The sequence below is a fragment of the Coprococcus sp. TF11-13 genome (assembly GCF_003481085.1).
In the GTDB taxonomy this organism is placed as follows: Bacteria; Bacillota; Clostridia; order Lachnospirales; family Lachnospiraceae; genus Coprococcus; species Coprococcus aceti.
This window is the reverse complement of sequence record NZ_QUKK01000001.1, coordinates 244,840-271,320: the sequence shown is the minus strand read 5'-3', so window position 1 is coordinate 271,320 and position 26,481 is coordinate 244,840. Positions and strand designations below refer to the sequence as shown.

25 protein-coding genes are annotated in these 26,481 nt (G+C 47.6%); 2 read left to right on the top strand and 23 right to left on the bottom strand.

Annotation, left to right across the window (positions count from 1 at the left end; translation table 11 throughout):
- Positions 1-26 precede the first annotated feature (26 nt).
- The 4 genes from lepA to DXD11_RS01200 form a co-directional block, all read right to left on the bottom strand.
- The gene (gene lepA / locus DXD11_RS01215) at positions 27-1,841 is read right to left on the bottom strand and encodes a translation elongation factor 4 (RefSeq protein ID WP_022217229.1); all 1,815 of its coding nucleotides are present in this window, start codon (positions 1,839-1,841) and stop codon (positions 27-29) included.
- 135 nt (positions 1,842-1,976) lie between these two features.
- The gene (locus tag DXD11_RS01210; protein WP_118757614.1) at positions 1,977-3,137 is read right to left on the bottom strand and encodes a stage II sporulation protein P; all 1,161 of its coding nucleotides are present in this window, start codon (positions 3,135-3,137) and stop codon (positions 1,977-1,979) included.
- A gap of 92 nt (positions 3,138-3,229) precedes the next feature.
- Positions 3,230-4,132 (bottom strand): GPR endopeptidase, encoded by a 903-nt coding sequence (gpr, locus tag DXD11_RS01205; RefSeq protein WP_118016688.1) that lies wholly within the window; start codon positions 4,130-4,132, stop codon positions 3,230-3,232.
- 92 nt (positions 4,133-4,224) lie between these two features.
- A complete protein-coding gene (locus DXD11_RS01200; RefSeq protein WP_015533142.1) occupies positions 4,225-4,536 on the bottom strand; it encodes a hypothetical protein in 312 nt (103 codons plus the stop codon).
- A gap of 261 nt (positions 4,537-4,797) precedes the next feature.
- On the opposite strand from DXD11_RS01200, the gene DXD11_RS01195 reads away from it, so the two are divergent.
- Complete coding sequence (locus tag DXD11_RS01195) at positions 4,798-7,521, top strand: transglycosylase domain-containing protein (protein ID WP_118757613.1); 2,724 nt, start codon at positions 4,798-4,800, stop codon at positions 7,519-7,521.
- A 65-nt stretch (positions 7,522-7,586) separates the two neighbouring features.
- On the opposite strand, the gene spoVAE is transcribed toward DXD11_RS01195, so the two are convergent.
- Complete coding sequence (gene spoVAE, locus DXD11_RS01190) at positions 7,587-7,943, bottom strand: stage V sporulation protein AE (protein WP_118016689.1); 357 nt, start codon at positions 7,941-7,943, stop codon at positions 7,587-7,589.
- Between the two features lie 6 nt (positions 7,944-7,949).
- Positions 7,950-8,975 carry a stage V sporulation protein AD gene (gene spoVAD, locus DXD11_RS01185; RefSeq protein WP_118757612.1) on the bottom strand — a complete coding sequence of 342 codons (1,026 nt, stop codon included), beginning with the start codon at positions 8,973-8,975 and terminating at the stop codon, positions 7,950-7,952.
- Positions 8,976-9,140: 165 nt separating this feature from the next.
- Between spoVAD and DXD11_RS01180 the strand changes: the two genes are divergently transcribed.
- The gene (locus tag DXD11_RS01180; RefSeq protein ID WP_330376131.1) at positions 9,141-10,496 is read left to right on the top strand and encodes a chloride channel protein; all 1,356 of its coding nucleotides are present in this window, start codon (positions 9,141-9,143) and stop codon (positions 10,494-10,496) included.
- Between the two features lie 25 nt (positions 10,497-10,521).
- Here DXD11_RS01180 and DXD11_RS01175 read toward each other — a convergent pair whose 3' ends face one another.
- The 17 genes from DXD11_RS01175 to DXD11_RS01100 all read right to left on the bottom strand — a co-directional run bounded on the left by DXD11_RS01175 (position 10,522) and on the right by DXD11_RS01100 (position 26,464).
- The gene (locus DXD11_RS01175) at positions 10,522-12,228 is read right to left on the bottom strand and encodes a VanW family protein (RefSeq protein WP_118757611.1); all 1,707 of its coding nucleotides are present in this window, start codon (positions 12,226-12,228) and stop codon (positions 10,522-10,524) included.
- Positions 12,229-12,609 (bottom strand): DUF3783 domain-containing protein, encoded by a 381-nt coding sequence (locus DXD11_RS01170; protein ID WP_015533147.1) that lies wholly within the window; start codon positions 12,607-12,609, stop codon positions 12,229-12,231. It abuts the gene before it with no gap.
- Between the two features lie 119 nt (positions 12,610-12,728).
- Positions 12,729-13,178 carry a SpoVA/SpoVAEb family sporulation membrane protein gene (locus DXD11_RS01165; RefSeq protein ID WP_117548724.1) on the bottom strand — a complete coding sequence of 150 codons (450 nt, stop codon included), beginning with the start codon at positions 13,176-13,178 and terminating at the stop codon, positions 12,729-12,731.
- A 40-nt stretch (positions 13,179-13,218) separates the two neighbouring features.
- Positions 13,219-13,635: a stage V sporulation protein AB gene (locus DXD11_RS01160; RefSeq protein WP_055144013.1), complete on the bottom strand. Its 417-nt coding sequence runs from the start codon at positions 13,633-13,635 to the stop codon at positions 13,219-13,221.
- The gene (locus DXD11_RS01155) at positions 13,625-14,248 is read right to left on the bottom strand and encodes a stage V sporulation protein AA (RefSeq protein ID WP_118649249.1); all 624 of its coding nucleotides are present in this window, start codon (positions 14,246-14,248) and stop codon (positions 13,625-13,627) included. Before DXD11_RS01155 ends, DXD11_RS01160 begins: the two co-directional genes overlap by 11 nt.
- A 57-nt stretch (positions 14,249-14,305) precedes the next feature.
- The gene (locus tag DXD11_RS01150) at positions 14,306-14,989 is read right to left on the bottom strand and encodes a sigma-70 family RNA polymerase sigma factor (protein WP_118757610.1); all 684 of its coding nucleotides are present in this window, start codon (positions 14,987-14,989) and stop codon (positions 14,306-14,308) included.
- The gene (gene spoIIAB, locus DXD11_RS01145) at positions 14,989-15,426 is read right to left on the bottom strand and encodes an anti-sigma F factor (RefSeq protein WP_015533153.1); all 438 of its coding nucleotides are present in this window, start codon (positions 15,424-15,426) and stop codon (positions 14,989-14,991) included. Before spoIIAB ends, DXD11_RS01150 begins: the two co-directional genes overlap by 1 nt.
- 17 nt (positions 15,427-15,443) lie before the next feature.
- On the bottom strand, positions 15,444-15,791 hold the full coding sequence (locus DXD11_RS01140) for an anti-sigma factor antagonist (RefSeq protein WP_015533154.1): 348 nt from the start codon (positions 15,789-15,791) through the stop codon (positions 15,444-15,446).
- A gap of 104 nt (positions 15,792-15,895) precedes the next feature.
- On the bottom strand, positions 15,896-17,506 hold the full coding sequence (locus DXD11_RS01135) for a tetratricopeptide repeat protein (RefSeq protein ID WP_118757609.1): 1,611 nt from the start codon (positions 17,504-17,506) through the stop codon (positions 15,896-15,898).
- 29 nt (positions 17,507-17,535) lie between these two features.
- A complete protein-coding gene (locus DXD11_RS14290; protein ID WP_015533156.1) occupies positions 17,536-17,682 on the bottom strand; it encodes a hypothetical protein in 147 nt (48 codons plus the stop codon).
- Complete coding sequence (locus DXD11_RS01130; RefSeq protein ID WP_118757608.1) at positions 17,669-18,967, bottom strand: bifunctional folylpolyglutamate synthase/dihydrofolate synthase; 1,299 nt, start codon at positions 18,965-18,967, stop codon at positions 17,669-17,671. Before DXD11_RS01130 ends, DXD11_RS14290 begins: the two co-directional genes overlap by 14 nt.
- Before the next feature lie 45 nt (positions 18,968-19,012).
- Positions 19,013-19,507 (bottom strand): preQ(1) synthase, encoded by a 495-nt coding sequence (gene queF, locus DXD11_RS01125; protein WP_015533158.1) that lies wholly within the window; start codon positions 19,505-19,507, stop codon positions 19,013-19,015.
- A gap of 62 nt (positions 19,508-19,569) precedes the next feature.
- Positions 19,570-20,787 carry an aspartate aminotransferase family protein gene (locus DXD11_RS01120; protein ID WP_118757607.1) on the bottom strand — a complete coding sequence of 406 codons (1,218 nt, stop codon included), beginning with the start codon at positions 20,785-20,787 and terminating at the stop codon, positions 19,570-19,572.
- A gap of 403 nt (positions 20,788-21,190) precedes the next feature.
- The gene (locus DXD11_RS01115) at positions 21,191-22,951 is read right to left on the bottom strand and encodes an ABC transporter ATP-binding protein (protein ID WP_118757606.1); all 1,761 of its coding nucleotides are present in this window, start codon (positions 22,949-22,951) and stop codon (positions 21,191-21,193) included.
- Entirely contained in the window at positions 22,944-24,680 is a 1,737-nt protein-coding gene (locus DXD11_RS01110; RefSeq protein WP_117548716.1) for an ABC transporter ATP-binding protein, read from the bottom strand. The genes DXD11_RS01115 and DXD11_RS01110 overlap by 8 nt, the downstream gene beginning before the upstream one ends.
- Before the next feature lie 187 nt (positions 24,681-24,867).
- A complete protein-coding gene (locus tag DXD11_RS01105) occupies positions 24,868-25,617 on the bottom strand; it encodes a YebC/PmpR family DNA-binding transcriptional regulator (RefSeq protein ID WP_015533161.1) in 750 nt (249 codons plus the stop codon).
- 46 nt (positions 25,618-25,663) lie between these two features.
- Complete coding sequence (locus DXD11_RS01100) at positions 25,664-26,464, bottom strand: hemolysin family protein (protein WP_117548715.1); 801 nt, start codon at positions 26,462-26,464, stop codon at positions 25,664-25,666.
- Between the last annotated feature and the right edge of the window lie 17 nt (positions 26,465-26,481).

The following is a 26,481-nucleotide window of genomic DNA, read 5'->3' as shown; positions in this document are numbered from 1 at the left end:
CCGTGTCACTGTGTTCCCGGTCTTTTCTATTCCTCATCAAGCTTCAGGACAGACATAAATGCCTTCTGTGGTATCTCCACATTGCCCACCTGTCTCATTCGCTTCTTTCCTTCCTTCTGCTTTTCAAGGAGCTTTCTCTTTCTGGATATATCTCCGCCGTAGCACTTGGCAAGGACATCCTTTCTCATGGCCTTGACTGTCTCGCGGGCTATTACCTTGCCGCCTATGGCCGCCTGGATCGGGATCTCGAACAGATGTCTCGGGATCTCGTCCTTGAGCTTCTCGCACATCTTTCTGCCCCTTTCATACGCTGTATCCTTGTGTATGATAAATGAGAGTGCATCGACCTCTTCCTTATTGATAAGGATGTCCAGCTTCACAAGCTCTGAGCGGACATAGCCCTTCATCTCATAGTCAAATGAAGCATAGCCCCTTGAACGCGACTTAAGTGCATCAAAGAAATCGTATATGATCTCGTTCAGTGGGAGGTCGTACTTGAGAAGCGCTCTTGTCTCCTCCATGTACTCCATGCTCTTGTACACGCCTCGTCTCTCCTGGCAGAGCTGCATGATGGCACCCACATACTCTGTTGTGACCATGATCTCCGCATCGACAAATGGCTCCTCCATGTACTCTATGGTGGATGGATCCGGCAGATTCGACGGATTGGTGAGCTCTATCACATTCCCATCTGTGGTATGTACCTTATATACAACGCCTGGCGCTGTGGTTACCAGATCAAGATTGAACTCCCTCTCCAGTCGCTCCTGAACTATCTCAAGGTGAAGCAGTCCAAGGAAACCACATCGGAAACCAAAGCCCAGTGCTATGGATGTCTCCGGCTCAAAGCTGAGCGCCGCATCATTTAACTGAAGTTTCTCAAGGGCATCCCTGAGATCCGGATACTTTGCTCCATCCGCAGGATAGAGTCCGCAGTATACCATAGGCTGTGCCTTCTTGTATCCAGGAAGTGCCTCGTCACATGGCCTGTCCGCCTGTGTGACTGTATCTCCCACTGTTGTATCCTGTACATTCTTAAGGCTGGCTGTTATGTAACCAACCATACCGGCTGACAGCTCATCACATGGGACAAATCTTCCCGCTCCAAATATTCCGACCTCAACCACCTCAGCCTCAGCTCCGGTGGCCATCATCCTTATGGTGGTTCCCTTCTTCACGCAGCCGTCAAATAATCGGCAGAATATGATAACTCCCTTGTAGGAGTCATACAGACTGTCGAATATAAGTGCCTTGAGTGGAGCCTCAGGGTCACCGTGCGGTGCCGGCACCTTCTTCACGATCTGTTCAAGCACTTCTTCTATATTAATTCCATTCTTTGCCGATATCCTTGGGGCATCCTGTGCCTCTATTCCAATTACATCCTCGATCTCGTTCACGACCCTCTCCGGATCTGCTGACGGGAGGTCTATCTTGTTGATGACTGGCATGACATCAAGGTCATGATCCAGCGCCAGGTATACATTCGCCAGGGTCTGCGCTTCTATGCCCTGTGCGGCATCAACCACAAGTATGGCTCCCTCACAGGCTGCCAGACTTCGAGATACCTCATAATTGAAATCCACATGTCCCGGAGTGTCTATGAGATTGAATATGTACTCCTGTCCATCATTGGCATTGTACACGATCCTGACACACTGTGCCTTGATGGTGATTCCACGCTCCCTCTCAAGATCCATATTGTCAAGAACCTGATTCTGCATCTCCCTGCTGGTCAGAGTTCCGGTCTTCTCTATGATCCTGTCGGCAAGTGTTGATTTACCATGGTCTATATGCGCTATTATACAGAAATTTCTTATCTTTGACTGGTCTAAATGCTCCATGTCTTCACATCCTTATCTATGTCCCGCGCCTTGTATGTGCAGGCTCTTTTATTCTTATACTTGTCTTACTCGCATTTGACGTTAATATAACATGTATGAGCATATAACTGCAAGTGCCAATATGCCACTTAATCCTCACTTCAGGAGCACCTTTGCAAGCATTGCGGCAAATGGTTCGATGGCGTTGTATTCCTCCTCCACCGTGTTAGTCTGTGCGCCTATCTCAGCCAGCATGGCGTGCGGCATGAGATCCATGTTGTACCGGCTCGTACTTATGTATATCTTGCGCATCATATCGCCGTAATTTGCCCTGCCCGCCAGATAGGTCTGAAGTGCAAATGCCATATTGTCGACCTTGTTGTCATTGCTCCAATAGTCCACATCGTTGCCATCCTCGTCACGACACATGCCATTTAACAGCATGATCTGTGCTGTGGGCTTTCCATCCACATCTGTAACCAGATGTGTGTCATCCGGCACACCATCCCTGTGGAGATCTATGATGACCTCTATCTCAGGATTGTCCTTAAGTATCTGTGACACACCTTCCCTCGAATAATCATAGGAAGCGTTCCTGTCAAGAACCCCTGTCATCATGTCATATGCCGTGGTGTCGTGGTACACCGGTATGCCATATGTATCCGTGAGTATCTCCGCCAGGCGGTTGCCAAGTCCTATCACCGTGTCGTCCACCTCGCCCGGTCTTGAGTCCGCAAATGCCTCGGAGCCGTGGGTATGATATATCAGAACTTTGTATCCGCCCGTGTCCATATCCAGCGACAGATCTTTGCCGAGCAGATTTTCCGCATCCAGCTCGTCTTTTTTTACGCACTTAGGGTATGTGGCGTTATAACAATATGAAAGGAGTGTATCTGCGTCCATACCTATATAAGAGCTCATTATATCCGCCATGGCCGACACAGTCCTGGCATCAGCGGATCTCTGCGCAGCTTCTGTGGTCTCAGTGCTGGCAGGCGCAGAAGTCTCTGAAGTCTCCGCCTGCGATGATGCCTCACCTTCGGAATCCGCATCCTCCGTCTGGTATGTCCTGCCCTCCTCGCACACCTCCCTGACCTGGGATTCCCAGTAATCCATGTAACAGTACACATCCGGCTCAGCCGCACCGGGGCTGTATATACTCTCGCCTGTTTTACCCGAAGAACTGCCATATATCCCGCTATACACCAGCTTCCACACATCATCAGTTATCCCGGTCTTTATCAATATCCCCGCGCACACCAGAATCACCCACGCAAGTATATACACAGTCTTCGTATGAAGCTTTCTGTCCGACATACATTTCCACCCCTTTTGAATATGCTATGGCCTCTGTTATCCATTATTCAAATATATGAGTGTACGTGCCAAATGATTCCCTGTATTTTTCTCTACATCGCTATGGCATTTATCGCCTCAGATATCGTAAAGCTGATGCGGCGCACTAGCTCGTCTATATTTTTCGGGGTCACAAACATATCCGCCATATCCTCGTCCAGGAGATTGCACGCTATCTGGTATCTCTGCTTCTCCGTGAACTCCCTCATGATCCTGCGCCCGTAGGTCTCGTTAAATGCATCAGCCACCTCATCCAGCGAATCGTCTATGATGGATGGAACGGAGATGACTGTCGGAACACCGACTGCGATCACGCGTCTGCCAAGGTTGTCTGAGCTCAGTGTCTTTCTGTTGTTGCCGACACCGGAGCCGGGGCTTATACCTGTATCCGTGAGCTGGATGGTGCATCCGAGTCTCTTGCTGCTTCTGGCCGCCAGAGCGTCTATTGCAACCACGATCTCCACGTCTATCTCATCGCATATTCCCCTGACTATATCCACAGTCTCTATTCCGGTCTGTGCCATGACTCCCGGACATATGGCACTCATGACCAGATCTGGCTTTCCCGGAGTGTCCAGGTGCCTTGTCACATACAGATTGTCTATGACCAGCGGGCCTATGGAATCCGGGGTGACCTGCCTGTTGCCAAGTCCGACCACCAGTATATTTCCCGCATGCCCCATGAGCTCCCTGAGTCTGCCCTCAAGCTCCGCCCTCAGAGGTTCATGTATGGACTCCTCATATTCCTTAAGCTTGGAACACTCTATCGTTATATATTGTCCCTTTGCCTTTCCAAGATTTTTCTCCCCTATCTCATCCAGCACATTTATGGTGGTAGTCTTGATGCTCCTGTCCTCATTCACCACCGTCTTCACCTTTACCCCAGGCATATTTCTCCTGTCGGCTACATTTTCTCTGAGCTCTATCGCAAGATCCGTACGTATCTCCCTGTTCATATGCGTCCTCCTTACATAACCCATTACATGTATAATAAAATACCCCGGCGGATGCATTTTTATGTATCCGCCGGGGCATTCCATGGTAAATCTTACATTACCTTGCCAAGTATTCTGTTGATCACTTCAGGATATCCGCACACCCTGAGGACAGGTGGCTCCCACTCCAGGGATGCCGTCTGATAAAAGCATGTCGACACACCGACTTCTATTCCGCCCTCCATCTCTGATGATCTTACGATCCTTCCAAATTTCTTCTTGTCCTTAACAAGTCCCCAGGCGGCTTTGTTGATGGTAAATTCCACCACCGGGTAGCCTCCCACATATCCTGTCACCTTTGCGTCGTCCACATATGACAGCTCGTCCTTCCAGTATTCAACCGCTTCGTCTATTGATGCAAACATATATCTTCTCCTGTTTATTCTGCACTTTTTTATATTTATTATGCTTTTGAATCATACCGTTGTCAATTTACTCTTTCTGATTTTTTCGTTCACGTTTATTAATTTTTGTTTTGTTGCAATATTTTTTTCTTTATTATTATACTGTTATTTGATATACTAATTTGAAGTGTATATTAACGGCAGTAGTCTGCCCTTATTTAGAATTTACTTTTACAATTAAATAGCGGGGATCTATCCCCCAGGTTTTAAGGAGGTCTTTTTATGGATTTTACTAAGAAGGGAGCGGTGAAGGCTCAGAAGGAGCTGGTATCCAAGCTTCCAAGAAACCGGCGTAAGCTTAACATTTCTGTGTTTAAGATTATACTGGTGCTGGTGCTCGCCATTGTGATAGTCGGTGTCGGAGCCGGATTTGGTGCCCTCAAGGGTATTCTGGATGATACGCCGAACATCAACGCTGACGCTCTCATACCTAAGGGATACAAGACAACTCTTGTATACCAGAATGGAAAGGAGATCACGACACTTGCCAATTCCAACTCCAACCGAGAGTATGTGTATTACGACTCTATTCCTGAGGATCTTGTGAATGCATTTGTCGCTATAGAGGACAGACGTTTCTGGGAGCACAACGGAATCGATGTACAGGGTATCGCCAGAGCATTTATAAAGGGTCTCAAAAGCGGAGACTTCGATGAGGGTGCTTCCACTCTTACACAGCAGCTCATCAAGAACAACGTGTTCAACGTCGGACTGAATGAGTCAACTTTCCTGGATAAGCTTGAGCGTAAGGTTCAGGAGCAGTACCTGGCTGTGGATATGGAGAAGAAGATCGACAAGAAGTCGATAGTCGAGTATTATCTGAACACCATATATCTCGGAGAAGGCTGCTACGGTGTTGAGACCGCTGCCAAGACTTACTTCGGCAAGGGGCTCAGCCAGTTATCGGTATCTGAGTGTGCCGTGCTCGCAGCAATTCCGCAGAACCCTACCAAATACGATCCTCTCCTGTCGCCTGACGACAACAAGACCAGAAGGACCCAGGTTCTTAAATACATGCTGGATCTTGAGTATATAACACAGGCGCAGTATGACGAAGCAATAAATGATAATGTATACAAGCGTATCGCTTCCGTATCTAAGAAGGAAGAAAAGCAGCAGAAGACAGAGGTCAACTCCTACTACACTGACGAGGTCATCAAGCAGCTTCAGAATGATCTGGTTGCCAAGGGCTACTCAGAGGACGAGGCAGAGTCACTGATCTGGTCAGGCGGACTCAAGGTCATCGTTTGTCAGGATCCTGAGATCCAGGAGATCGCTGACTCAGTTGTAAATGATACATCCTACTGGCCTGAGCCTGTATATCAGCTCAACTACGCTCTCACTCTTGCTGACAAGGAGACAAAGGTCCAGACAAACTACAGTGTAGAGAATCTCGAGAGCTGGTTTGCTGAACAGCAGGGCTACGATTATAGTGCAAGATATTACAGTGAGGATGAAGCCCGTGCAGCGGCTGACGAGTTCAAGGATGCCATGGTTGCCGAGACCGGCGACGAAGTCTTCATGGAGACATTCAAGCTTGTCATACAGCCACAGGTATCATTCACTCTCATGGATCAGAACACCGGTCAGGTCAAGGCACTTGTCGGAGGCCGTGGAGAGAAAACTGAGAACAGATCATTCAACCGTGCAACTGAGGCGACCAGACAGCCTGGTTCTTGCTTCAAGATAGTTGCCACATACCTTCCTGCACTGGACGCGTGCAACATGTCTCTTGCCACCGTATACGATGATGCACCTTACTACTATGAGAATGGTAATCAGGTATTTAACTGGTACGGCGGATACTGGGGACCTAAAACTATAAGATATGCTATCATGGAGTCTATGAATATCATAGCTGTAAAGTGTATCACAGACGTAACTCCACAGCTCGCATATGACTATCTGCTGAAGCTTGGATTTACAACTCTTGTTGAGAGAAAGACAGACAGCGATGGTCTCATCCTGTCAGATATCAACCAGTCACTTGCACTTGGTGGTCTGACAAATGGTATTACCAACCTGGAGATCACAGCTGCATATGCAACCATCGCCAACGGTGGTAATTATATAAAGCCTGTGTTCTACTCAGAGGTTTACGACCATGAAGGCAATCTTCTGATAGACAACAGGGAACCTGAGAAGACACGTGTCATATCAGAGCAGACAGCATGGCTTCTCACAAGTGCCATGCACGACGTTGTAACAGGAGGTACCGGTTCAGGTGCCAACTCTTACACAGGTATGTATACAGCAGGTAAGACAGGTACCACATCAGGAGACTTTGATAACTGGTTCTGTGGTTATAACCCATACTACACAGCTTCTATATGGCTTGGAAATGATGAGAACATCACATACAGCCCTGGTTCTATCAAGTGCTATATGTGGAGAGATATCATGGATCAGGTCATTGAGAAGAAGGGACTTGATACATCAGCTACATTTGAGATGCCGGACGGAATCGTTCAGGCAACTGTATGTTCAGATACCGGACTTCTTCCATCGAACGGATGTCCAACAGTTACGGATTACTTCGATGCGACAAAGATACCTACAAAGTATTGTCCAGGTGTCAAGAAGGTAGTGGTATGTAACGAATCACACATGCTTGCCAACAAGGAATGTCCTGAGACAACAACCTTCATCTACAAGCTGAACGATGACGGTGAGTATGTCCTTGAGGGATACACCTGGGATGAATCGCTTCTGAAGGAGCATTGTAACATCCACGGCAAGAAGAAGGATACAAAGAAGACTACCAAAGCAACCACGACAACCGAAGATACATCGGAGGATACATCAGAAGATACAACAACCGAGGAGCCTACAACGACTGAGGAACCTACAACTGAGGAACCTACGTCAGAGGAGCCTACCTCTTCAACAGAGATAACCACAACCGAGGAACCAAGCTCGGATGATTCAACCGATACAACTCAATGACGGAAAGCCCCATCATACAATTCAATGTATGATGGGGCTTTTTATATCCTGCCTGTCTTCTATTTCTATTTTGTCATCTTCGGCTTGAATATCAACGATGCAAGATATCCAAATATCAGTGCGGCCGAGCTTCCAACCGCCGCCATCTGGAAGCCTCCGCGGAACAGTCCGATAAATCCATCCTTATCAACCGCCTCAGTTATGCCCTTCCACAGATTATATCCAAATCCCGTGAGCGGCACCGACGCTCCGCACTGCGCGAAGTCCAGAAGCGGCTTATATATTCCAAGCGCTCCAAGTACAACACCTGTGCATACAAGTATGACCATTATTCTTCCCGGAAGAAGCTTTGTCTTGTCCATCAATATCTGGGCAAGAACACATATTATTCCGCCAACCACAAACGCTTTTACATAATCCATTTACATCTACTCTCCTTTCCTGCCATGATGCTCTATCATGACCGCATGGGCGATTCCGGGTATGGTCTGCCCCTCGTTGTAGCTCACAGTTGATAGCAGCGCTCCCGTTGGAACAAACAGCACTCTCTTCCACTCTCCAGAGCTGACCTTCTTCAATATATATCCGGCAAGAACAGTCGCCGAGCAGCCACAGCCCGATCCGCCCGAGTGGGTATCCTGCTCCTCATTGTCAAATATCTCTATACCGCAGTCCATATGATTTGCGGATATATCCACATTGTTCATGCTCAGAAGATCCTCAAGTATGGTCTTGCCGACCTTGCCAAGATCACCAGTTATTATCCTGTCGTAGTATGTGGGCTTTATGCCAAAATCCTGAAGATTCTGATATATGACGGCAGCCGCCGCGGGTGCCATACACGCTCCCATGTTGAGCGAATCCTTCACTCCATAGTCCATGATCTGCCCTGTGGTTACTCCCTGGATACACACATCTGACTCTCTGTCTGACACCACAAAGGCACCACTTCCCGTAACCGTCCAGGTAGCCGACAGGGGACGCTGATTTCCATATTCCAAGGGAAAACGGAACTGCTTCTCCGCACTTCCATAGTGGCTTGACGCCTCCGCAATGACGTTGTCCGCATACCCCGCCGCCACAGTCATGGATGCAAGTGACAGCGCTTCTCCGCACGTCGAGCACGCGCCGTACAGACCGAACACCGGTATCTCCATATCCTTGATTCCAAATGTCGACGCTATGAGCTGTCCCAGCAGATCCCCGGCAAATATATACCTTATATCCTGCTTGACTATTCCCGCCTTCTGTATGGCAAGGGTCACCGCCTGACGCACCATCTCGCTCTCGCCTTCCTCCCAGGAATCCTTGCCAAAGGTTGCATCCTCACTCACTCTGTCAAAATATCTCGCCATGGGGCCGTCTATCTCCTTCGGCCCCGCCACCGCTGCTGCCCCCAGTATATATGGGGGATTGCCAAATTTTATGCTCTGTTTTCCTTTTTTCTCATTCATATCATGCAACTCCCTTATATGGATAAATGTAACTGTTACTATAATTCCCTTATGCACCGCAGATTATAATGGTAGTATTTGTTAACATCAGCACTGGACAAATTCATTTATTTGCTTTAACATTACTAAAGCTGCTTTACAAAGAAAAAGGAATGGAGAATCGCCGTGGAATTTACAAAGGAATACTGGGTAAACTGTTTTAGCAGATGTGTCAGATATGCTACGACTTTTTTCAAATGGATAGTTTTTTCACTGATAATGGGAACGATATGCGGGCTTGTCGGAACAGCCTTTCATATATGCGTAGAGTACGCCACCGGCTTCCGTGAGAACAATCATATGATAATATATTTTCTGCCGCTTGCGGGAATCGTGATCGTATTTATATACAGGATCTGCGGAATAAGACATTCCAAGGGAACCAACCTTGTCATCGGTTCCATAAGAAGCGTGGAGGATGAGATTCCCTCCCGTATGGCACCACTGATCTTTATATCGACGGTCATCACACATCTCTTCGGAGGTTCCTCAGGAAGGGAGGGTGCAGCCCTTCAGATAGGTGGAAGCATCGGTGTGTCCATAGGCAAACTGTTCAAGCTTGACGACAGTGACAAGCATATACTCACACTTTGCGGCATGAGCGCTGTCTTCTCAGCACTGTTTGGAACCCCAATTACTGCCGCGCTGTTCAGTATGGAGGTCATAAGCATCGGTATCCTCTACTACTGCGCATTTGTGCCTTGTCTGTTCTCGTCAGTCATAGCATACGCCATAACACGAAAGCTTCACGTTGTACACGACCACTACAATATAGCCGGCATGCCGACATCCGTGGATGTGCCTTTGGTGATCAAGGTCATCGGTCTGGCTATCCTGTGCGCAGTGCTCAGCAGTCTGTTCTGTATATTCATGAACGTTGTGCACAAGCTTTTCCGCAAATATTTCAAGAACCAGTATGTGCGCGTATTCGCAGGAGGCGTGATGCTCGTCCTGCTCAACATAATACTCAACACCACCGACTACAACGGAACCGGTATGAACATCATCGCCCAGGCGCTCAACGGAGAAGCAAAACCAACGGCTTTCCTTCTCAAGGCGCTGTTCACCGCCATAACAATAGGCTGTGGATTCCGAGGCGGTGAGATCGTTCCATCGTTCTTCGTCGGTGCCACATTTGGATGCGCCATGGGTGGACTCATGGGACTCGACCCGGGCTTTGCCGCTGCCCTCGGAATGGTGTGCTTCTTCTGTGGCGTGGTAAACTGTCCTCTTACATCTCTGTTCCTGAGCATAGAGCTGTTCGGAGCGCACGGAATACTTCTGTTCACCATAGGATGTGCCGTCAGCTACATGCTGTCCGGCTATTACAGCCTGTACAACGAGCAGAAGATCATCTACTCCAAGCTCCGCCCTCACTATGTCAATCTCTACACCAACCAGGAGATAAAGACCAAGGAACCGGGATTCCTGGAAGGCCTTATAAGGATCAGGGAGGACGACTCAGACGACATTGAGGAGTAGCCGGCAGCTACTCTTCCTGAGTATCTTACTCAGACTCAGTCGTCTTCTTATCTGTGTCTGAGCTGTCACTCTTATCTTTGTTCTGATCCTTATCTTTGTCTTTATCCTTGTCCTTTGGAAGCTTTCCTACCTTGTACACCTCGTCACGCTTAGAGTACACGCTTATCGCCTCAGGATTGTCCGATATGACATTTCCATCGCCGTCATACACTCTTCTGTAGGACTGCACTGTAAGGCCCTCTATTCCCACTGTGTCAAGCACCTGCTCATCCTTGCCAAGACTCTTGTCCAGCTCATACTTGGTCTCATATGGCTCTGTCTCAACGGTCTCCGTGTAGAGCTCCACGCTGAACGGCTCCGTGATGGTGCCCCATATCGTACATGATGTGGAATATCCATCGTAGCTTGTGCTTATCTTTATCGGGTAATCCGTGTCATTTGTAAATACAAAGTCACATCCGCCCCACGCTACAGTGGCGTCAAGTCCCGCAGGAACATACGATGAAGGGTATGGATGACAATGTCTCTCATCTATCTCGAGATTCGCATACAGGCACGCCATGTACATGGTGGATGACACCTGACATATTCCACCGCCCATGTCCATGACTGACTGTCCGTCAGCATATGATGGGCCCGGAAGGAAGCCTCTCTCCTCGGTGAGCTCTCCGACTCCGAGGTTATATGAAAATGACTCTCCCGGCATGAGTATGGTTCCATCGCAATACTGCGCCGCCAGCTTGACATTTGTCTTTCTGTTCTCTGAACCCTCAACCTCTGTGCTGTATGAACTCATCTCGTCTCTGAACAGCATCTTCCTGTATTCTTCCGTACTCATATCCGCCGGGGTGTATGTGAGCGGGATGCTCACATCCGTTCCCTTCTTGGCAGATTCAAGGCTCTTCTTTGCCGCCTCCAGATCAAAGTCCACACCGTCCTTGGCCTCAACTACCTCGTAGTTCTTGTCCGGGTCAAGCGTTGGATTCTGCGGCTCACAATGTACCTTTTTGTATACCTCGTCCAGATCCACGTCAGCAGACACGACAGGACATTCCACCACAGTGCCATAGTCTCCTTTTGCTATCTGCTTCTTTATGCGGGTTACCAGCTTGTCTGTGTCTATCCTGTAGCTGCCCTTTCCCTTTGTCACAATGAGGTTCTTGTCCTCTATCCTGTATCCATCCTCTATATCCAGATCAACCTTCATCATATCACTGCTCTCGATGGCGGTCGTTATGATGCCGCTGTCGCCTATATATGGATAAATATCATAGCTGCTTCCAAGTGTCCATGATTCCAGAAGCCCATAGCCTCTTCTCCAGAAGCTATGTGAGTCATCCTGTATCTTCTGCACAGACTTCTCAGAATCCATATCCAGCGCTGCCGACACATCCAGGGTGTAAGTCTTGTCATCCAGCTTCACCTGTATGCCCACACTGCTGTAATCGCGTCTGAACTGGTCATTTATGTTCTTTGCCGCCTCCGCAGATTTCATTCCGCCAACGTCTAATCCGTTTATGGTGGTCTTTTTGTACAGCTTTCTGTTGCCCACACACGCACATATTAGCGCATAAAATATCACCATGAACACCGCCGTGAGTATCCAGCTTATCACTCTGTATCGCTGCTGTCTCTTCCTCCACTGCTCAGATGCACGCCGTCCTGAAGCTCTCTGCCTGTTCTGCGCAAGTCTATTTTCAGTTGTATGTCCGTTTCTTCTTTCGTCTGCCATCTACATTCCCCTCATCCTGTAGAATAGATATTCCTTTGCAAGCTCCGAGTAGAGCTGCTGTACAGTCCACTCCCTGTTGCTCCGTGTCACTACCGACTTCAGCCTTACTGCCGGAAGCCCGGTCTTCTTATACCTTTCAAGAAATATATCAAGTTCTTTGCTGCTCACTCCGTCAAATATGAGCATATCCATACTGAGATCTTCCGTCTGTCCGGTCTCATCTCCACAGCCAGATATGTCAGCCGTGTCGCACAGACTTCCGACCTTCATACCATAATGCTTTCTCTGAATGTCAACGCACTCCGCACCTATGTCACTGCATATATCCTGTACTGCACTCTTCTGCTCAGGTGCCAGATTGACTGTCATTAGCCTCTTCATGTCAGCATTTCTCCTGTCTTTCTTCTTTTGTCCAAATCTATACCCATTATGTTATTTTTTCAAATATTGTCAACCGATGTGGGGAAAATATGTTGATTTTTAATTTAATAAACCCCATTTCACCATATTGAGACTATCCAATATATAACACCGAGCAGCCAGCTTGTAAATATACCGTACAGTATAACAGGCCCCGCTATGGTGAACGCCTTCACGCCCTTTCCGAACACTTCACCCTCAGTCTGGAATTCCACTATGGGCGCACACACACCATTTGCAAATCCTGTGATCGGCACAAGTGCTCCGGCACCGCCGTACTTTGCTATCTTCTTGTAGAGATTCAGACTTGTGAGGATAACACTTGCGAGGACGAGTATCAGCGATACATACGCATACGCCTCGTCTTCCTTCACATCGAAGTGTACCAGCAGGTCAAATATTCCCTGCCCTATCGTACAGATCACGCCTCCCACAAGAAACGCCCACAGGCAGTTTCTCGGAACGCTTGATGTGGGTGTCACAAGCTCCACATATTCATTGTAATCGCTCTCTGTAGGTTCAAACTTCATAACAAATACCTCCATTCAACACAAAATATTTTTGATCTTATCACATGCCAAGAACGACGCTCAGCACCGAGCCCACCAGTTTTCCCGCGGCCAGACCGTATATAACGTATGGAAGATTTCTTCTCACACTGAATCTTCTGGCTGCGATTGGTATGACATTCAGCACCTCCGTAAGTGCCCCCGCCAGACATCCCACAAATATCCCTCCGAACAGACATATGATGGTATATCCCACCCATGTCACCGGAACCGATATTTTGAATACATATATCAGATTTGCCAGTGCCGCACCATATGCCAGCAGACACTCTATGAGCAGATAATGCCTTGCCCCCTTTACCTTCTCAAGAAGTTTTGGGAATATTCCTATCATGGATATAAATGCAAAATACCCGCCCGATATGGCCACACCGCTGGCAAAGCAGGCTATGGCAAGCATAGCGTATCTAATCAGCATCTCTCTCCGCCTTCTTTCTGGAGGCATCCGTTATGACTGTCTGGTTGACCTCCTGTTCATACTGTCTCATCTGAACCTGAAGCGGTGTAGGATCATCTGAGAATTTTTTCTTTGCACCGTGATTGAAAAATACGATTATACCGATGAAGAGCCCCAGGGAATATGCTATTCCCGCCACAGGATAGGCATCCCTGCCCTGCCCCACAAATATGTTGTGCATGACGTCAAGCTGTCCAACCATATTGACATCCGAGTTGTACGACATGATGGAAAAGCCTGCTCCGAAAAATGCGATGAAGCATATCATCAGAAATTTGAAGAACTGCTTTACTTTGTCGCTGGTGTCATATGTCCTGTAATACACGACAACGTCCGTCGCCCCTATGGTCTGTGTCTGGCAGTCCGGGTAGTGCTCCTGTATCACCTGCAGAATGTACATCACCGATATGACCTGCTGCTCCCTGCTGCCGGAAAAGCTCATGAGCTCCAGCTTCTCAACGCCGTATTTTATATCGGGATTCGGACTCAGCACCGTCGCCACATCCTTTATTTTGACCTTTCTCTTCTCCGCCAGGCAGCTCTCCGACAGTTTCAAATACAAAAGTTCAGCCATATACATGTCCCCTGTTCTTATATTCTAAGAATAGTCTGTCCATGTATATGGCTGATATTACTCCAATATTTTCCATCTGAGTCTTCCGAGTATCTTTTTCTCAAGCCGGCTCACCTGCACCTGGCTCATGCCAAGGATCTGACCTGTCTGTCCCTGCGTCTTGTCCTGAAAATACCTCAACACCACAAGTTTTCTCTCATCCGGCGTGAGCGTGTCCAGAAGCTGCGATACACACAGCCTGTCCACGATGCGGTCTCCATCTTCCGTGCCGCACATCTCCGCGTGAAGATCATCTATGCATGTCACATCCGATGCCGCGTCCATCGCCATCACAAGCTCTTCAGGAGTCGTTCCTATAGCCTCACATATCTCCTCCATTCCCGGCTCAGTCCCTCTGTTTTTTTCGACCTCGTGTCTGTATCTGTCTGCCCTGTAGTATATCGTTTTAAGATTTCTGCTGACCTTCACCATTCCGTCGTCCCTGAGAAAGCGTCTAATCTCCCCCTGAATGAGTGGAACCGCATACGTGGACAGTTTTACCTCATAGTCCATATCAAACCTGTCTATGGCCTTTACAAGGCCTATAAGCCCTATCTGTATAAGATCCTCAAGTTCCTGTCCTCTCCCCACATATCTTCTGGCAACGCTGACCACCAGTCCCATATTGTCCGTCACAAGTTTATCTCTGGCATCTCTGTCTCCATCTTTTGCAAGTTCAAGCAAACGATGATTATCCGCCATCAATATATCTCCTGACTTTTTCCTATTATCTTCTTCATATTTACCACGGTTCCCTCACCCACGCGGGATTCTACCTTTAGCTCATCCATGAAAGCCTCCATAAATGAAAATCCCATGCCCGATCTGCTTCCATCCGTGACTGTGGTGTAAAGCGGCTCCATGGCCCTGTCGACATTCTCTATGCCGCAGCCGTGATCTGTGATCGTTATGTACAGGGTGCGCTCCTCTATGTATGCCTCCAGGATTATGCTTCCCTCCCCGGATCCATATCCGTGTATTATCGAATTCGTGACAGCCTCCGAAACCGCCGTCTTGACATCCTCCACCTCACTGAGTGTCGGATTTGTCCTCGTCAGCATAGCCGCCACCACGACTCTCGCCACAGCCTCATTCCGGGCATCACAGCCAAATTCCATGATCAATCTGTTCTTATCCATACCATTCTCCTCGTTATCTATATTTTATCTGTCCAATCCTCAGCCTCATCCCGGACACCGCTGTCCAGCCTTGTCGCGATCCTGTATATACCGGACATGAGCAGTATCCTGTCCATTCTCGCATTTACATTTATCACCCCAACGCTTCCCCCTCTGTCGTGGAGCTGTCTGTACCTTCTCGTTATGAGTCCTATCCCCGAGCTGTCCATGAACGTTGTCCTGCCAAAATCAAATATGGCATGTCTCACCACCTCCTCGGCAAATACTCCGTCTATCCCTGCGGTCATCTTCACCGCCGCATAATCATCCACCTCTCTGGGCATATATACGATTATAGTATCCCCCATTTTCTCGTAGATATTCATCTTCAATCCCCCTGTCACAAAATAAAAGGCACAAAAGAAACGGTTAATCCTTATCCGTCTCTTTTGTGCCTTCTATAAATTATAATCTTTTTATATGTCTTTCGTTACTGTCCGTCAGTTGTATCTGTTCCATCGCCTGTATACGAACTGTCGGTCGTGTCTGTTCCGTCACCTGTATACGTATTGTCGATGGTGCCTGTTCCATCATCCGTATACGTGTTGTCGGTCGTATCCGTTCCATCACCTGTATACGAGCTGTCGGTTGTATCCGTTCCGTCACCTGTGTCCGTGCTGTCAGTCGTACCTGTTTCGTCACCTGTGCTTGATCTGTCGGTTGTATCTGTTCCGTCGCCCGTGTTCGTGCTGGCTGTACTTGCAGAATTTTTCTTTTCAAGTCCCGCCTGTATGGCATCTTCATCCGCATAATCACACGCAACCGTGTAGTATACGGAGTTCGGACAGTTCTCAACAAGCTGGTTAAATACCAGTGTGGCATTGTTATCATCAGAAAGCTTCAGATAACACATCGCCTTGTAGAACAGTGCCACATCGCTGTTAGGTGTATCCTGAAGAACTCTGTTCAGATCATCTATGGCAGCCTCATATGTCATGGCCTCGTACTTATAGATTGCTGACTGTACCCTTGCCTTATTGTCATCCGACAGAACCTGTGAAGCGTAATCGCCATACTTATCTATCTGTGTCTGAAGGTTCTTCGCCTCAGTCTCAGCATTTGTGAGCTTGGTGGTCATGCTGTCCACCTGTGACTGGAGCTCCGATATGGCCACATTCTTATCCGCTATCTCCTGACTGAATGTAACCTTCAGGTCTCTCTCTGAATTGTCAGCCACCTTATCCCTGTGCGGGATGATGAGCGTCCACATGGCCGCAAGTCCCAGAACAACTCCCGCTATGATATAAGCGATGGAATATTTGTAGAAATTGATGTCCTTGTATCTTCCAACCGGAATCGGATCCCCATCAAAATCCACCTCGCTGTTGCCGGCTATGAGCTTCTTCTGGTCATCCACGAACAGAGAATCCACATCGTAGTCCTCCTGCGGATAATCCCTGAAGTTCATGATCTCCTCATCAGTGTGGCCCATCTCATTGAAATATCTGACCGCCACTGGATTTGTCCTGTCTATCTTGATGACACGCTTGAGTGCCTTGCGAGCCTTGTCATATCTTCCCTCGTCGATGAACAGAAGTGCAAGGAGCAGGTATCCCTGTATAAATCTGCTGTTGTCGGAAAGTACCTTTCTGAGCTGTATAAAGGCAAGATCCTTGCTGCCCTGCTTCGCATATACCAGCGCCTGATTATACTTTCTGGTTACATTGTTCACCGCCTCCAGCCTGTGTGGGTTGGATTTTATCTCCTTGATGTATCTCTTGGCGACATTCTTGCCGTCAAAATAATTCACACTCACTACCCAGTGGCTGAGCGCCTGAACTATCTCTCCGGTCTCATAGTACACCAGTCCAAGAAGGTTCCGGGCATCTATATTCATCTTGTCATACTTCAGAGACAGCTTGAGCGCCTCCTCCGCACCTGACATATCCCTGACCCTCGCCTTATCAAGCCCTATGTTGTAATAGTACTTTGACGAGTTGAGAGCCTTGTTCACGTAATCTATCTTCAGTCCGCACCTGGTACAGTAGCCTGTGACGGCTATCGCTCCACCGCAGTGCTTACAATTCAGTACATCTGCCATATCTTAATCTCCCGACCAATCTGTGTTCTTTACTTCTCTGCTTCCTTTGCAACCCTCATCATCTCCTGCATGACATCCATGATGTCCTTGAGATCATTGTTGTATATTGCATCCTCTGCCTGGTCAAGTTCAAGTGCCGGCTTAAACCTCTTTATCTCTTCATCAAAATTGATCATGTCTGTTCCTCCATCTCTTGACACCGCCCACCAGATACAGGGAACCAACGCAGTATATGTTGGTATTCTCTCTGTCTCCTCTGAGCTCCACTGCCATATCCATGGCATCGTCAATCTCATCGCTGACCATGACCGGAGTATCCGTACACGCCGAGAATATCTCCGCCAGCTTTGCGGAATCCGCCTTTCTGCTGCTGTCAACGCTTGTGACTATTATCCTGTCAAACGTAATATTTCCAGCAAGCAAATGTATCATGGAGTCATACTCCTTATCCTTCACCGCCGCAAATACCAGTATCTTGTTATATTCCCCATGAAGCCTGTTCATGGTCTCTATATATGCATTTACAGCCTCCACATTGTGGGCACCATCCACATATATATGGGGAGCTATCTCCTCCATCCTGCCCTCCCAGTAGAACTGCAGGAGTGCATTCCTCACGGTCTTCTCTATATCCTGTTCCGGTACATTCCGCCTCTCCATGAGCATCCTGAATGCTGTCACGGCAAGGCTGACATTCTCCACCTGGTACAGTGATGTCTTCTGTATCTGTAAATTGCAATAACTATAATACCGATTATGCAATGAAAAATCAATGGTTTTGTTCCCCAAATGATTTATTATATAATCTGATTTTTCGACCGGAATTATGTCCGCTCCACGCTCTTTGGCAGTATCTTCTATGACCCGCGCAGCCGCCTCATCCCGCCTGAAATATATCACCGGAACACCCGGCTTGATGATGCCTGCCTTCTCATAAGCTATCTTCTCTATCGTGTCGCCAAGATACTCCATGTGATCCATTCCCACCGACGTGATGATCGTAAGCTCCGGCGTCAGGACATTTGTCGCATCCAGTCTTCCGCCCATTCCTGTCTCGTATACGGCAAAGTCACACTTCTGCTGTCTGAAATACACCGCCGCCATGGCAAACATGACCTCGAAGAACGAAGGGTGCTCCATGAACTGCCCCTTTACGGTCTCAAATGCCGACACAAAATCGTCATCGGATATATTTGTACCATTTATCTGTATTCTCTCGTTTATGGACACGAGATGGGGTGATATGAACAATCCCACTCTGTATCCCCGGGCTGCAAGCATCTGCGCCAGAGCGCGGCATGTGCTGCCCTTGCCGTTGGTTCCCGCCACATGTATCGCAGGAACAGCCTTCTCAGGGTTCCCCAAACGGCACAAAAGACTGGAAAGGTTCTCCTTGCCAATCTTCTGTGCAAAAAGCGGAATACCCAATATATAATCCACAGTCTCTCTGTAATCCGCCATTATGATTCTCCTATCTATCCGTCCGTGCGTGCTGCTCAGACCCAATTATCTATTGTCAACTTTCTCAGGGTAGAGGTCGTGGTTTGCCAGACGGTTCCAGGCAACCTCCTCCCACTTTGTTCCCGGTCTGCCGTAATTGCAGTACGGGTCTATGGAGATTCCTCCCCTCGGTGTGAACTTGCCCCACACCTCGATGTACTTTGGATCCATCAGTTTTATGAGATCCTTCATGATGATGTTCATACAGTCCTCATGGAAGTCTCCGTGATTTCTGAAGCTGAACAGATACAGTTTCAGCGACTTGCTCTCCACCATCTTCTCGCCCGGCACATATGATATGTACACCGTTGCGAAGTCAGGCTGTCCGGTGATCGGACAGAGGCTTGTGAACTCAGGACAGTTGAACTTTACAAAGTAGTCGTTGTCCGGATGCTTGTTGTCAAATGTCTGGAGCATCTCAGGTGCATAGTCCATGCTGTACTTTACGTCTTTATTTCCAAGGAGGGTCACACCCTCCATCTCTTCTTTACTTCTTCCCATTATGGTCTCCTATATTACTTTTATGATTCATGCTTATTCTGCTATATGATCACGCTGTATTACTACTCCTGCAGTGCTTCTGTCACAGACTTGATGAGCAGCTTAACAGCCTCGTCACAGTGCTCCTTCTTAACGATAAGTGGAGGTGCGATCCTTATGATGCTGTCTCTTACAGCTGTTATGAGGAGCTTGTTCTCAAACGCTATGTGCTTTACTTCAAATGCGATAGGCTTGTTGAACTCAACGCCTATAAGAAGACCACGTCCTCTGATCTCCTTGACACAAGGAAGTGCCTTGAGTTCCTCCATGAAGTATGCTCCTACTTCCTTTGCATTCTCGTAGAGCTTGTTATCCAGTATCTCATCTATCTCTGCAAGCGCCGCTGCACAACACACAGGGTTGGCTGCGTATGTTGAACCGTGGGCACCAGGTGTAAATGCTGCTGCTATCTTGGTGCTTGTACACATCGCGCCTATAGGCATACCGCCCCCGATGGCCTTTGCCATGGATACCATGTCAGGCTTTACGCCATATGTCATATATGCCATGATGTCTCCGGTTCTTCCCCATCCGGTCTGAACCTCGTCGAACATGAGGAGCATGTTCTTCTCATCACAGAACTCACGAAGTCCTTTAAGGAACTCAGGGTCTGCAGGGTATACACCACCCTCGCCCTGTACAGGCTCTACCATGATTCCTATGGTGTTCTCATCGCATTTGCTCTTGAAGTCCTCAAGGTTGTTATACTCTGCATATGTGAATCCCGGAAGGAGTGGTGCAAATCCCTTGTGGCAGGCCGAATCAGGCTGGCCTGTTGCCGACAGTGCACCGTATGTTCTTCCGTGGAAGCTGTTCTTCGCTGTCACGATCTTATATCTGTCCGGTCCGTAATTGTCCACGCCGTACTTTCTAGCCATCTTGATCATGGCTTCATTTGCCTCTGTTCCTGAGTTCTGGAACACGATCTTCTCCATGCCTATGGTGTCACACACCTTCTTTGCAAGGAGTATCATTGGAAGTGTATATGCATAGTTTGATGCATGTATTACATTTGCCGCCTGGTCAGCTATGGCCTTTGCAACCTTCTTGTTGGCATTTCCCGCGCTGCTTACCGCTATTCCTGCGAAGAAGTCGAGGTATTTGTCGCCGTTCTCAGCGTACACATACATGCCATCGCCCCTCTCCTCTATGAATTCCCATCTTCTGGACTGCTCTGCCAGATATGTATCTACTATCTCTAAAAGTTCTTCTCTTGTATAACCTGATTCACTAACCTTCATCTTTCTCTCCTTTTGCCTTTATCTACTTTATAGGCAATTGCGAAACATGATTACATATGCAGAGGTGCTTTAGCATACCAATCAGGGGTCGTTTCCACTTAACTCAGTCTGCAGCGGTACTAAAGATGCCGCTGACGCGCCATCTAAGTACCGGCGACTTCGTATTCCCCTGATCTGGTACGGCTAAACACCTCTTGCATGTTCAATTCTTGAATTTCGCAATTGCCTATAATCTACTTCACTGAGTATCGCATCTCGCACGCATACATTATATACACAAAGCCCGCCACTGGCAAGCGTTCGTGAAATATAACAGATAAATGCCGCAACGACTGTTAAAAAGGACTGTACCGTGAGGTATACCTCAAAGCACAGCCCTTTTATATTTATGCATTTCTCTGCATTATCTTGCAAACTGGGAATTGTACAGATTCGTGTAGAAGCCGCCCTTTGCAAGCAGTGTCTCGTGATTTCCCTGTTCGATGATGTGCCCGTCCTTCATGACTAGGATGACATCTGACTCCTTGATGGTTGACAGTCTGTGTGCAACCACGAAGCTTGTTCTGCCCTTCATCATCTTAGCAAATGCTCTCTGTATCCTTATCTCAGTTCTTGTATCTATGGATGATGTTGCCTCATCCAGTATGAGCATAGGTGGAAGATCCAGCATTACTCTGGTTATACAGAGGAGCTGCTTCTGTCCCTGTGACAGGTTTCCTCCGTCCTCGGTTATATATGTGTTGTAGCCGTCAGGAAGTCGCTTGATGAAGCTGTGAGCATGAGACTGCTTTGCAGCTTCGATGATCTCCTCGTCTGTGGCATCAGGTCTTCCGTATGCTATGTTGTCCCTTATCGTACCGCTCTTGAGCCAGGTCTCCTGGAGCACCATTCCGTAGTTGCCGCGGAGGCTCTTTCTTGTGACCTCTCTTATGTCATATCCATCCACGGATATGCTTCCAGCATCCACATCGTAGAATCTCATGAGCAGGTTGATGACTGTACTCTTACCACAGCCTGTAGGTCCCACTATTGCTATTCTCTGGCCGTTCTTCACGTTCAGATTGAGGTTCTTGATGAGCTCCACATCTTTGTTGTATGAGAAGTCAACATTCTTAAGGTCCACCTCACCGTGAACGTCTGTGAGCTCATGTGCGCCAGCAGGCTCTGCAGCCTCTGGGGCCTCGTCTATAAGCTCAAACACTCTGGCAGCGGATGCCAGCGCGTTCTGAAGCTCTGTGACAACGCCTGATATCTCATTGAACGGCTTTGTATACTGATTTGCATAGCTCAGGAAACTTGTGAGCTGTCCAACTGATATAAAGCCCTTTATAGCTGTTATGGCACCTATGATTCCAACGCCTGTGTACACGAGGCTGTTGACAAATCTTGTACTAGGATTTGTTATCGATGAGAAGAATGTAGCCTGAAGTCCTGCCACATTAAGTCTTCCATTGACCTCCTGGAATCTGTCGCAGGTCTCATCCTCCATGGAGAATGCTGTGACTACCTTCTGGTTCTCAACCATCTCATTTACAAGGGATGTGAGCTCACCCTTGATCTCAGCCTGCTTCCTGAACATACTGTATGTTCTCTTTGCTATGAATGACGCAACAAAGAGTGATACCGGAGTGATACATACGACCACAATGGCTATGATCCAGTTGATCGACAGCATGAAGCACAGTGTTCCTACTATAGTCATAACTCCTGTAAATAGCTGTGTAAATCCCATCAGAAGTCCGTCTGAGAACTGGTCTACGTCAGCTATGATCCTGCTGACTATGTCTCCGTGTGTATGTGAATCCACATATGAGAGCGGCAGGCTGCCAAGCTTCTCATATGCCTTTGTTCTTACATCATTAACCACCCTGTATGTGATCATGTTGTTGAGCACGTTCATGACCCACTGTGCAACAGCCGTTATAACGACCACAATCACAAGCTTTGCAAGCATTCCTTTAAGTCCTGTAAAATCTACTTTTCCCGGTCCAACAACCCTGTCAACTGCATGTCCCATGATGATAGGTGCATACAGTGTGAGCACGACCGATATGGCTGCACATATGAGAGACAGAACCACGAGGAACCTGTATCTCTTGATATACTTCAGTATTCTGAGTATCGTCTTTTTATTTACTGATTTATTCCCTTTATCTTTACTCATGAGACAGTTCCTCCTCCGAAAGCTGTGACTGACATATCTCCCTGTATATCTCACAGTTAGAAAGCAGCTGTCTGTGGGTTCCTATCCCGGCTATCTGACCATCATCCATGACGATGATCTTATCCGAATTCATGATGGTCGACGCTCTCTGTGACACAAGGAATACAGTCATGCCCTTTGTCTTCTCCCTGATTGCTTTTCTGAGAGCCGCATCAGTTGCAAAATCTAGCGCCGATGCGCTGTCATCCAGTATCAGTATCTCAGGCTTTCTGACGACCGCTCTGGCTATGGTAAGCCTCTGCTTCTGTCCACCCGACAGGTTCTTGCCCCCCTGGGTGATCTTGAAGTATATTCCATTCTCCTTGCCGTCTACAAACTCCTTGGCCTGGGCTATCTCAAGCGCCTCGTCTATCTCTGCTTCAGTCGCATCCTGCTTGCCCCACCTGATATTGTCTGCTATTGTTCCGGCAAACAATACAGCCTTCTGCGGTACCACTCCGACCTTATGCCTGAGCTCGTCCAGGGTGTAGTCCTTTACGTCAACTCCGTCTATGCACACGCTTCCCTGGCTGGCATCGTAAAATCTTGGGATCATGTTTACAAGAGAACTCTTTCCTGAACCCGTACCGCCTATGATTCCCACAGTCTCGCCCGGTGCCACGTCAAATGTTATATCTGACAGGGAATCTGCTCCGGCCCCAGCATATCTGAGATTTGCATCCCTAAAGCTTACCTTTACAGTATTTGCCGGTGATCCCGCTGCCTTGCCTGTTCCGTCTGTTATCGATGGTTGCTGATCCATGACCGCATTTATTCTCTTTGCGCAGGCAACAGCCTTGGTGATCGTCACGATAAGGTTTGCGAGCTTGATGAGCTCGACGAGTATCTGTGACATATAGTTGACAAGTGCGACGACCTTTCCCTGTGTGATGATTCCCGCATCTGTCTGTCCCGCTGCGATCCAGATTATAGCTGCGGTTGAGAGATTGATTATCACATAAGTGACAGGATTCATGAACGCTGATATACGTCCTGCAAGGAGCTGGAACTTCATCAGGTCATCCGTGGACTTGTCAAACTCCTCAAATTCCTTGTCCTGTCTGTTGAAGGCTCTGATAACTCTCGCGCCCTCAAGTCCCTCACGGGTGAGCAGTGTGACTCTGTCCAGTCTGTTCTGCACCTTCTTGAACAGAGGTATGCTGAGTGCCATAACACCGAACACAACAATTGAAAGTGCCGGTATGGTCACCACAAATGTCATGGCCGACTTCACGTCGATGGTGAATGACATGATCATGGCACCGAACACTATGAACGGTGAACGGAGGAACAGTCTGAGCACCATGTTGACTCCTGTCTGTACCTGGTTCGTGTCACTGGTCATTCTCGTGAGCAGTGTGGATGTTCCTATGCTGTCGATCTCTGTGTATGAAAGTGATGTAATATGCCTGAACAGATCATTTCGAAGTGCTGTTCCAAATCCTGTAGCAGCCTTTGCCGAAAAATACTGGGCGGTGATAGAACACACCAGACCGATAATTCCCAAAAGTATCATGACGAGACACATCTTCACAACGTAGCTTATGTCACGCCCTGCTATACCGACATCGATTACATTTGCCATGACGATCGGGATAAGCAATTCAAATGTTGCCTCCAACATCTTAAAAAGCGGGGCAAGTATGGACTCTTTCTTATAGTCCTTAAGATATCTAAGTATTCCCTTCATCTCTTCTCCTAACAATACTCATTCCGTATATAACAGACACAGATACCATCCATGTCGTCATTACTCAAATAGAACTTCCACACCATATATAAGGTGCGGAAGTTCTATTTCAAGCTATGCTGCAATGGTGCTGATTATCTGAGTAATTGTCTGTTACCAATGTTATCATATCCCTTGCAATTATATATCAGTCCTCATCGTCCTCTTCCGGAAGATTTGCATTGTGATATACTGCCTGAACGTCATCGTCCTCCTCAAGCATATCTATAATCCTTGTGAACTTCTTGACAACCTCAGGATCGTCTATATCAACATAGTTCTGAGGTATCATTGTGAGCTCAGCCTCAGCCATCTTTATGCCTTCCTTCTCAAGGCTCTCTCTTACCTGCGAGAAATCCTCAGGTGCTGTGATGATCTCGTAGCTGTCATCCTCGTCTGAGAAATCCTCAGCTCCTGCATCCAGTGCCATCATCATGAGGTCATCTGCATCTATATCACAGTCTTCCTTTGCAATGATGATCTGTCCCTTGTGATCAAACATATATGATACACAGCCTGTTGTACCTACGTTACCGCCACCCTTTGTGAAGCAGTTACGCACATTGGCTGCTGTTCTGTTCTTATTGTCCGTAAGAGTGTCTACTATGATGGCGGTACCGTTAGGACCGTAGCCTTCATATGTATTCACTACATAGTTTACTGAGTTTGCATCTCCTGCCGCTCTCTCGATACCACGCTTGATAGTATCGTTAGGCATGTTGTTTGCCTTTGCCTTGGCGATTACATCACGAAGCTTACTGTTGTTCTCAGGATTTGCTCCGCCTTCCTTTACTGCTACCACGATCTCCTTACCAATGATTGTGAAGATCTTACCCTTTGCTGCATCGTTCTTTTCCTTCTTGTGCTTGATGTTCGCAAATTTTGAATGTCCTGACATCGTTAATTCTCCTCTTTCTCTTGATTACTAGTTACGTATATTATCACTATTGCGGTGTTTTTTCAACCTTTGTGATCTTTACCTCACCGATCATGTTGTTATTTACCGACAGGGAAGTGAATCTGTAGTTCTGATACACTATCTCTATCTCCTCATCCGCATATGGAAGTCTCCCCAGCTCATACAGCAGAAATCCGTTCAGCGTCTGGAAGTCCTCGTCCGGGAATTCTATCCCCAGAACGTCACTCAGCTCATCCAGTTCAGCCTTACCACTGACTATGTACATATCGCCACGCTTCTTGATATCCTCGCTGGCGTCATCGTACTCGTCAAGTATGTTGCCGACTATCTCTTCCAGAATATCCTCCATGGTCACAATTCCCTCTGTCTGACCATACTCATCCACAACTATGACCATATGTATCTTTGCTGTCTGCATCCTGCGGAACAATTTTGCTATGTTGTACGTAGGATGTACAAATGTAGCCTCAACCATGATCTCAGCCAGTGATTTCGTCTTATCTCGCAGATATTCCTTCACAAAATCCTTGAAATAGATTATTCCAACTACGTTGTCAAGATCACCGTCATACACCGGATATCTTGAATAGTTATTCTCTATCATTATCTCCATGACTTCGTCCAGATCAGAGTTCTTGTCTATAGCCATGACGTTCAATCTGGCCGTCATCACATCTCTGCTCTCCTTGTCAGTGAACTCAAATATGTTTGTAATAAACTGGGCCTCAGAGTCCTCTATAAGTCCCTGCTCATTTCCCTCGTTCACCATGGATATGATCTCTTCTTCTACCTTTTCCTCTTCTGATTTTTTGTTAAAAATCTTCATATAATTGTCTGTATCAC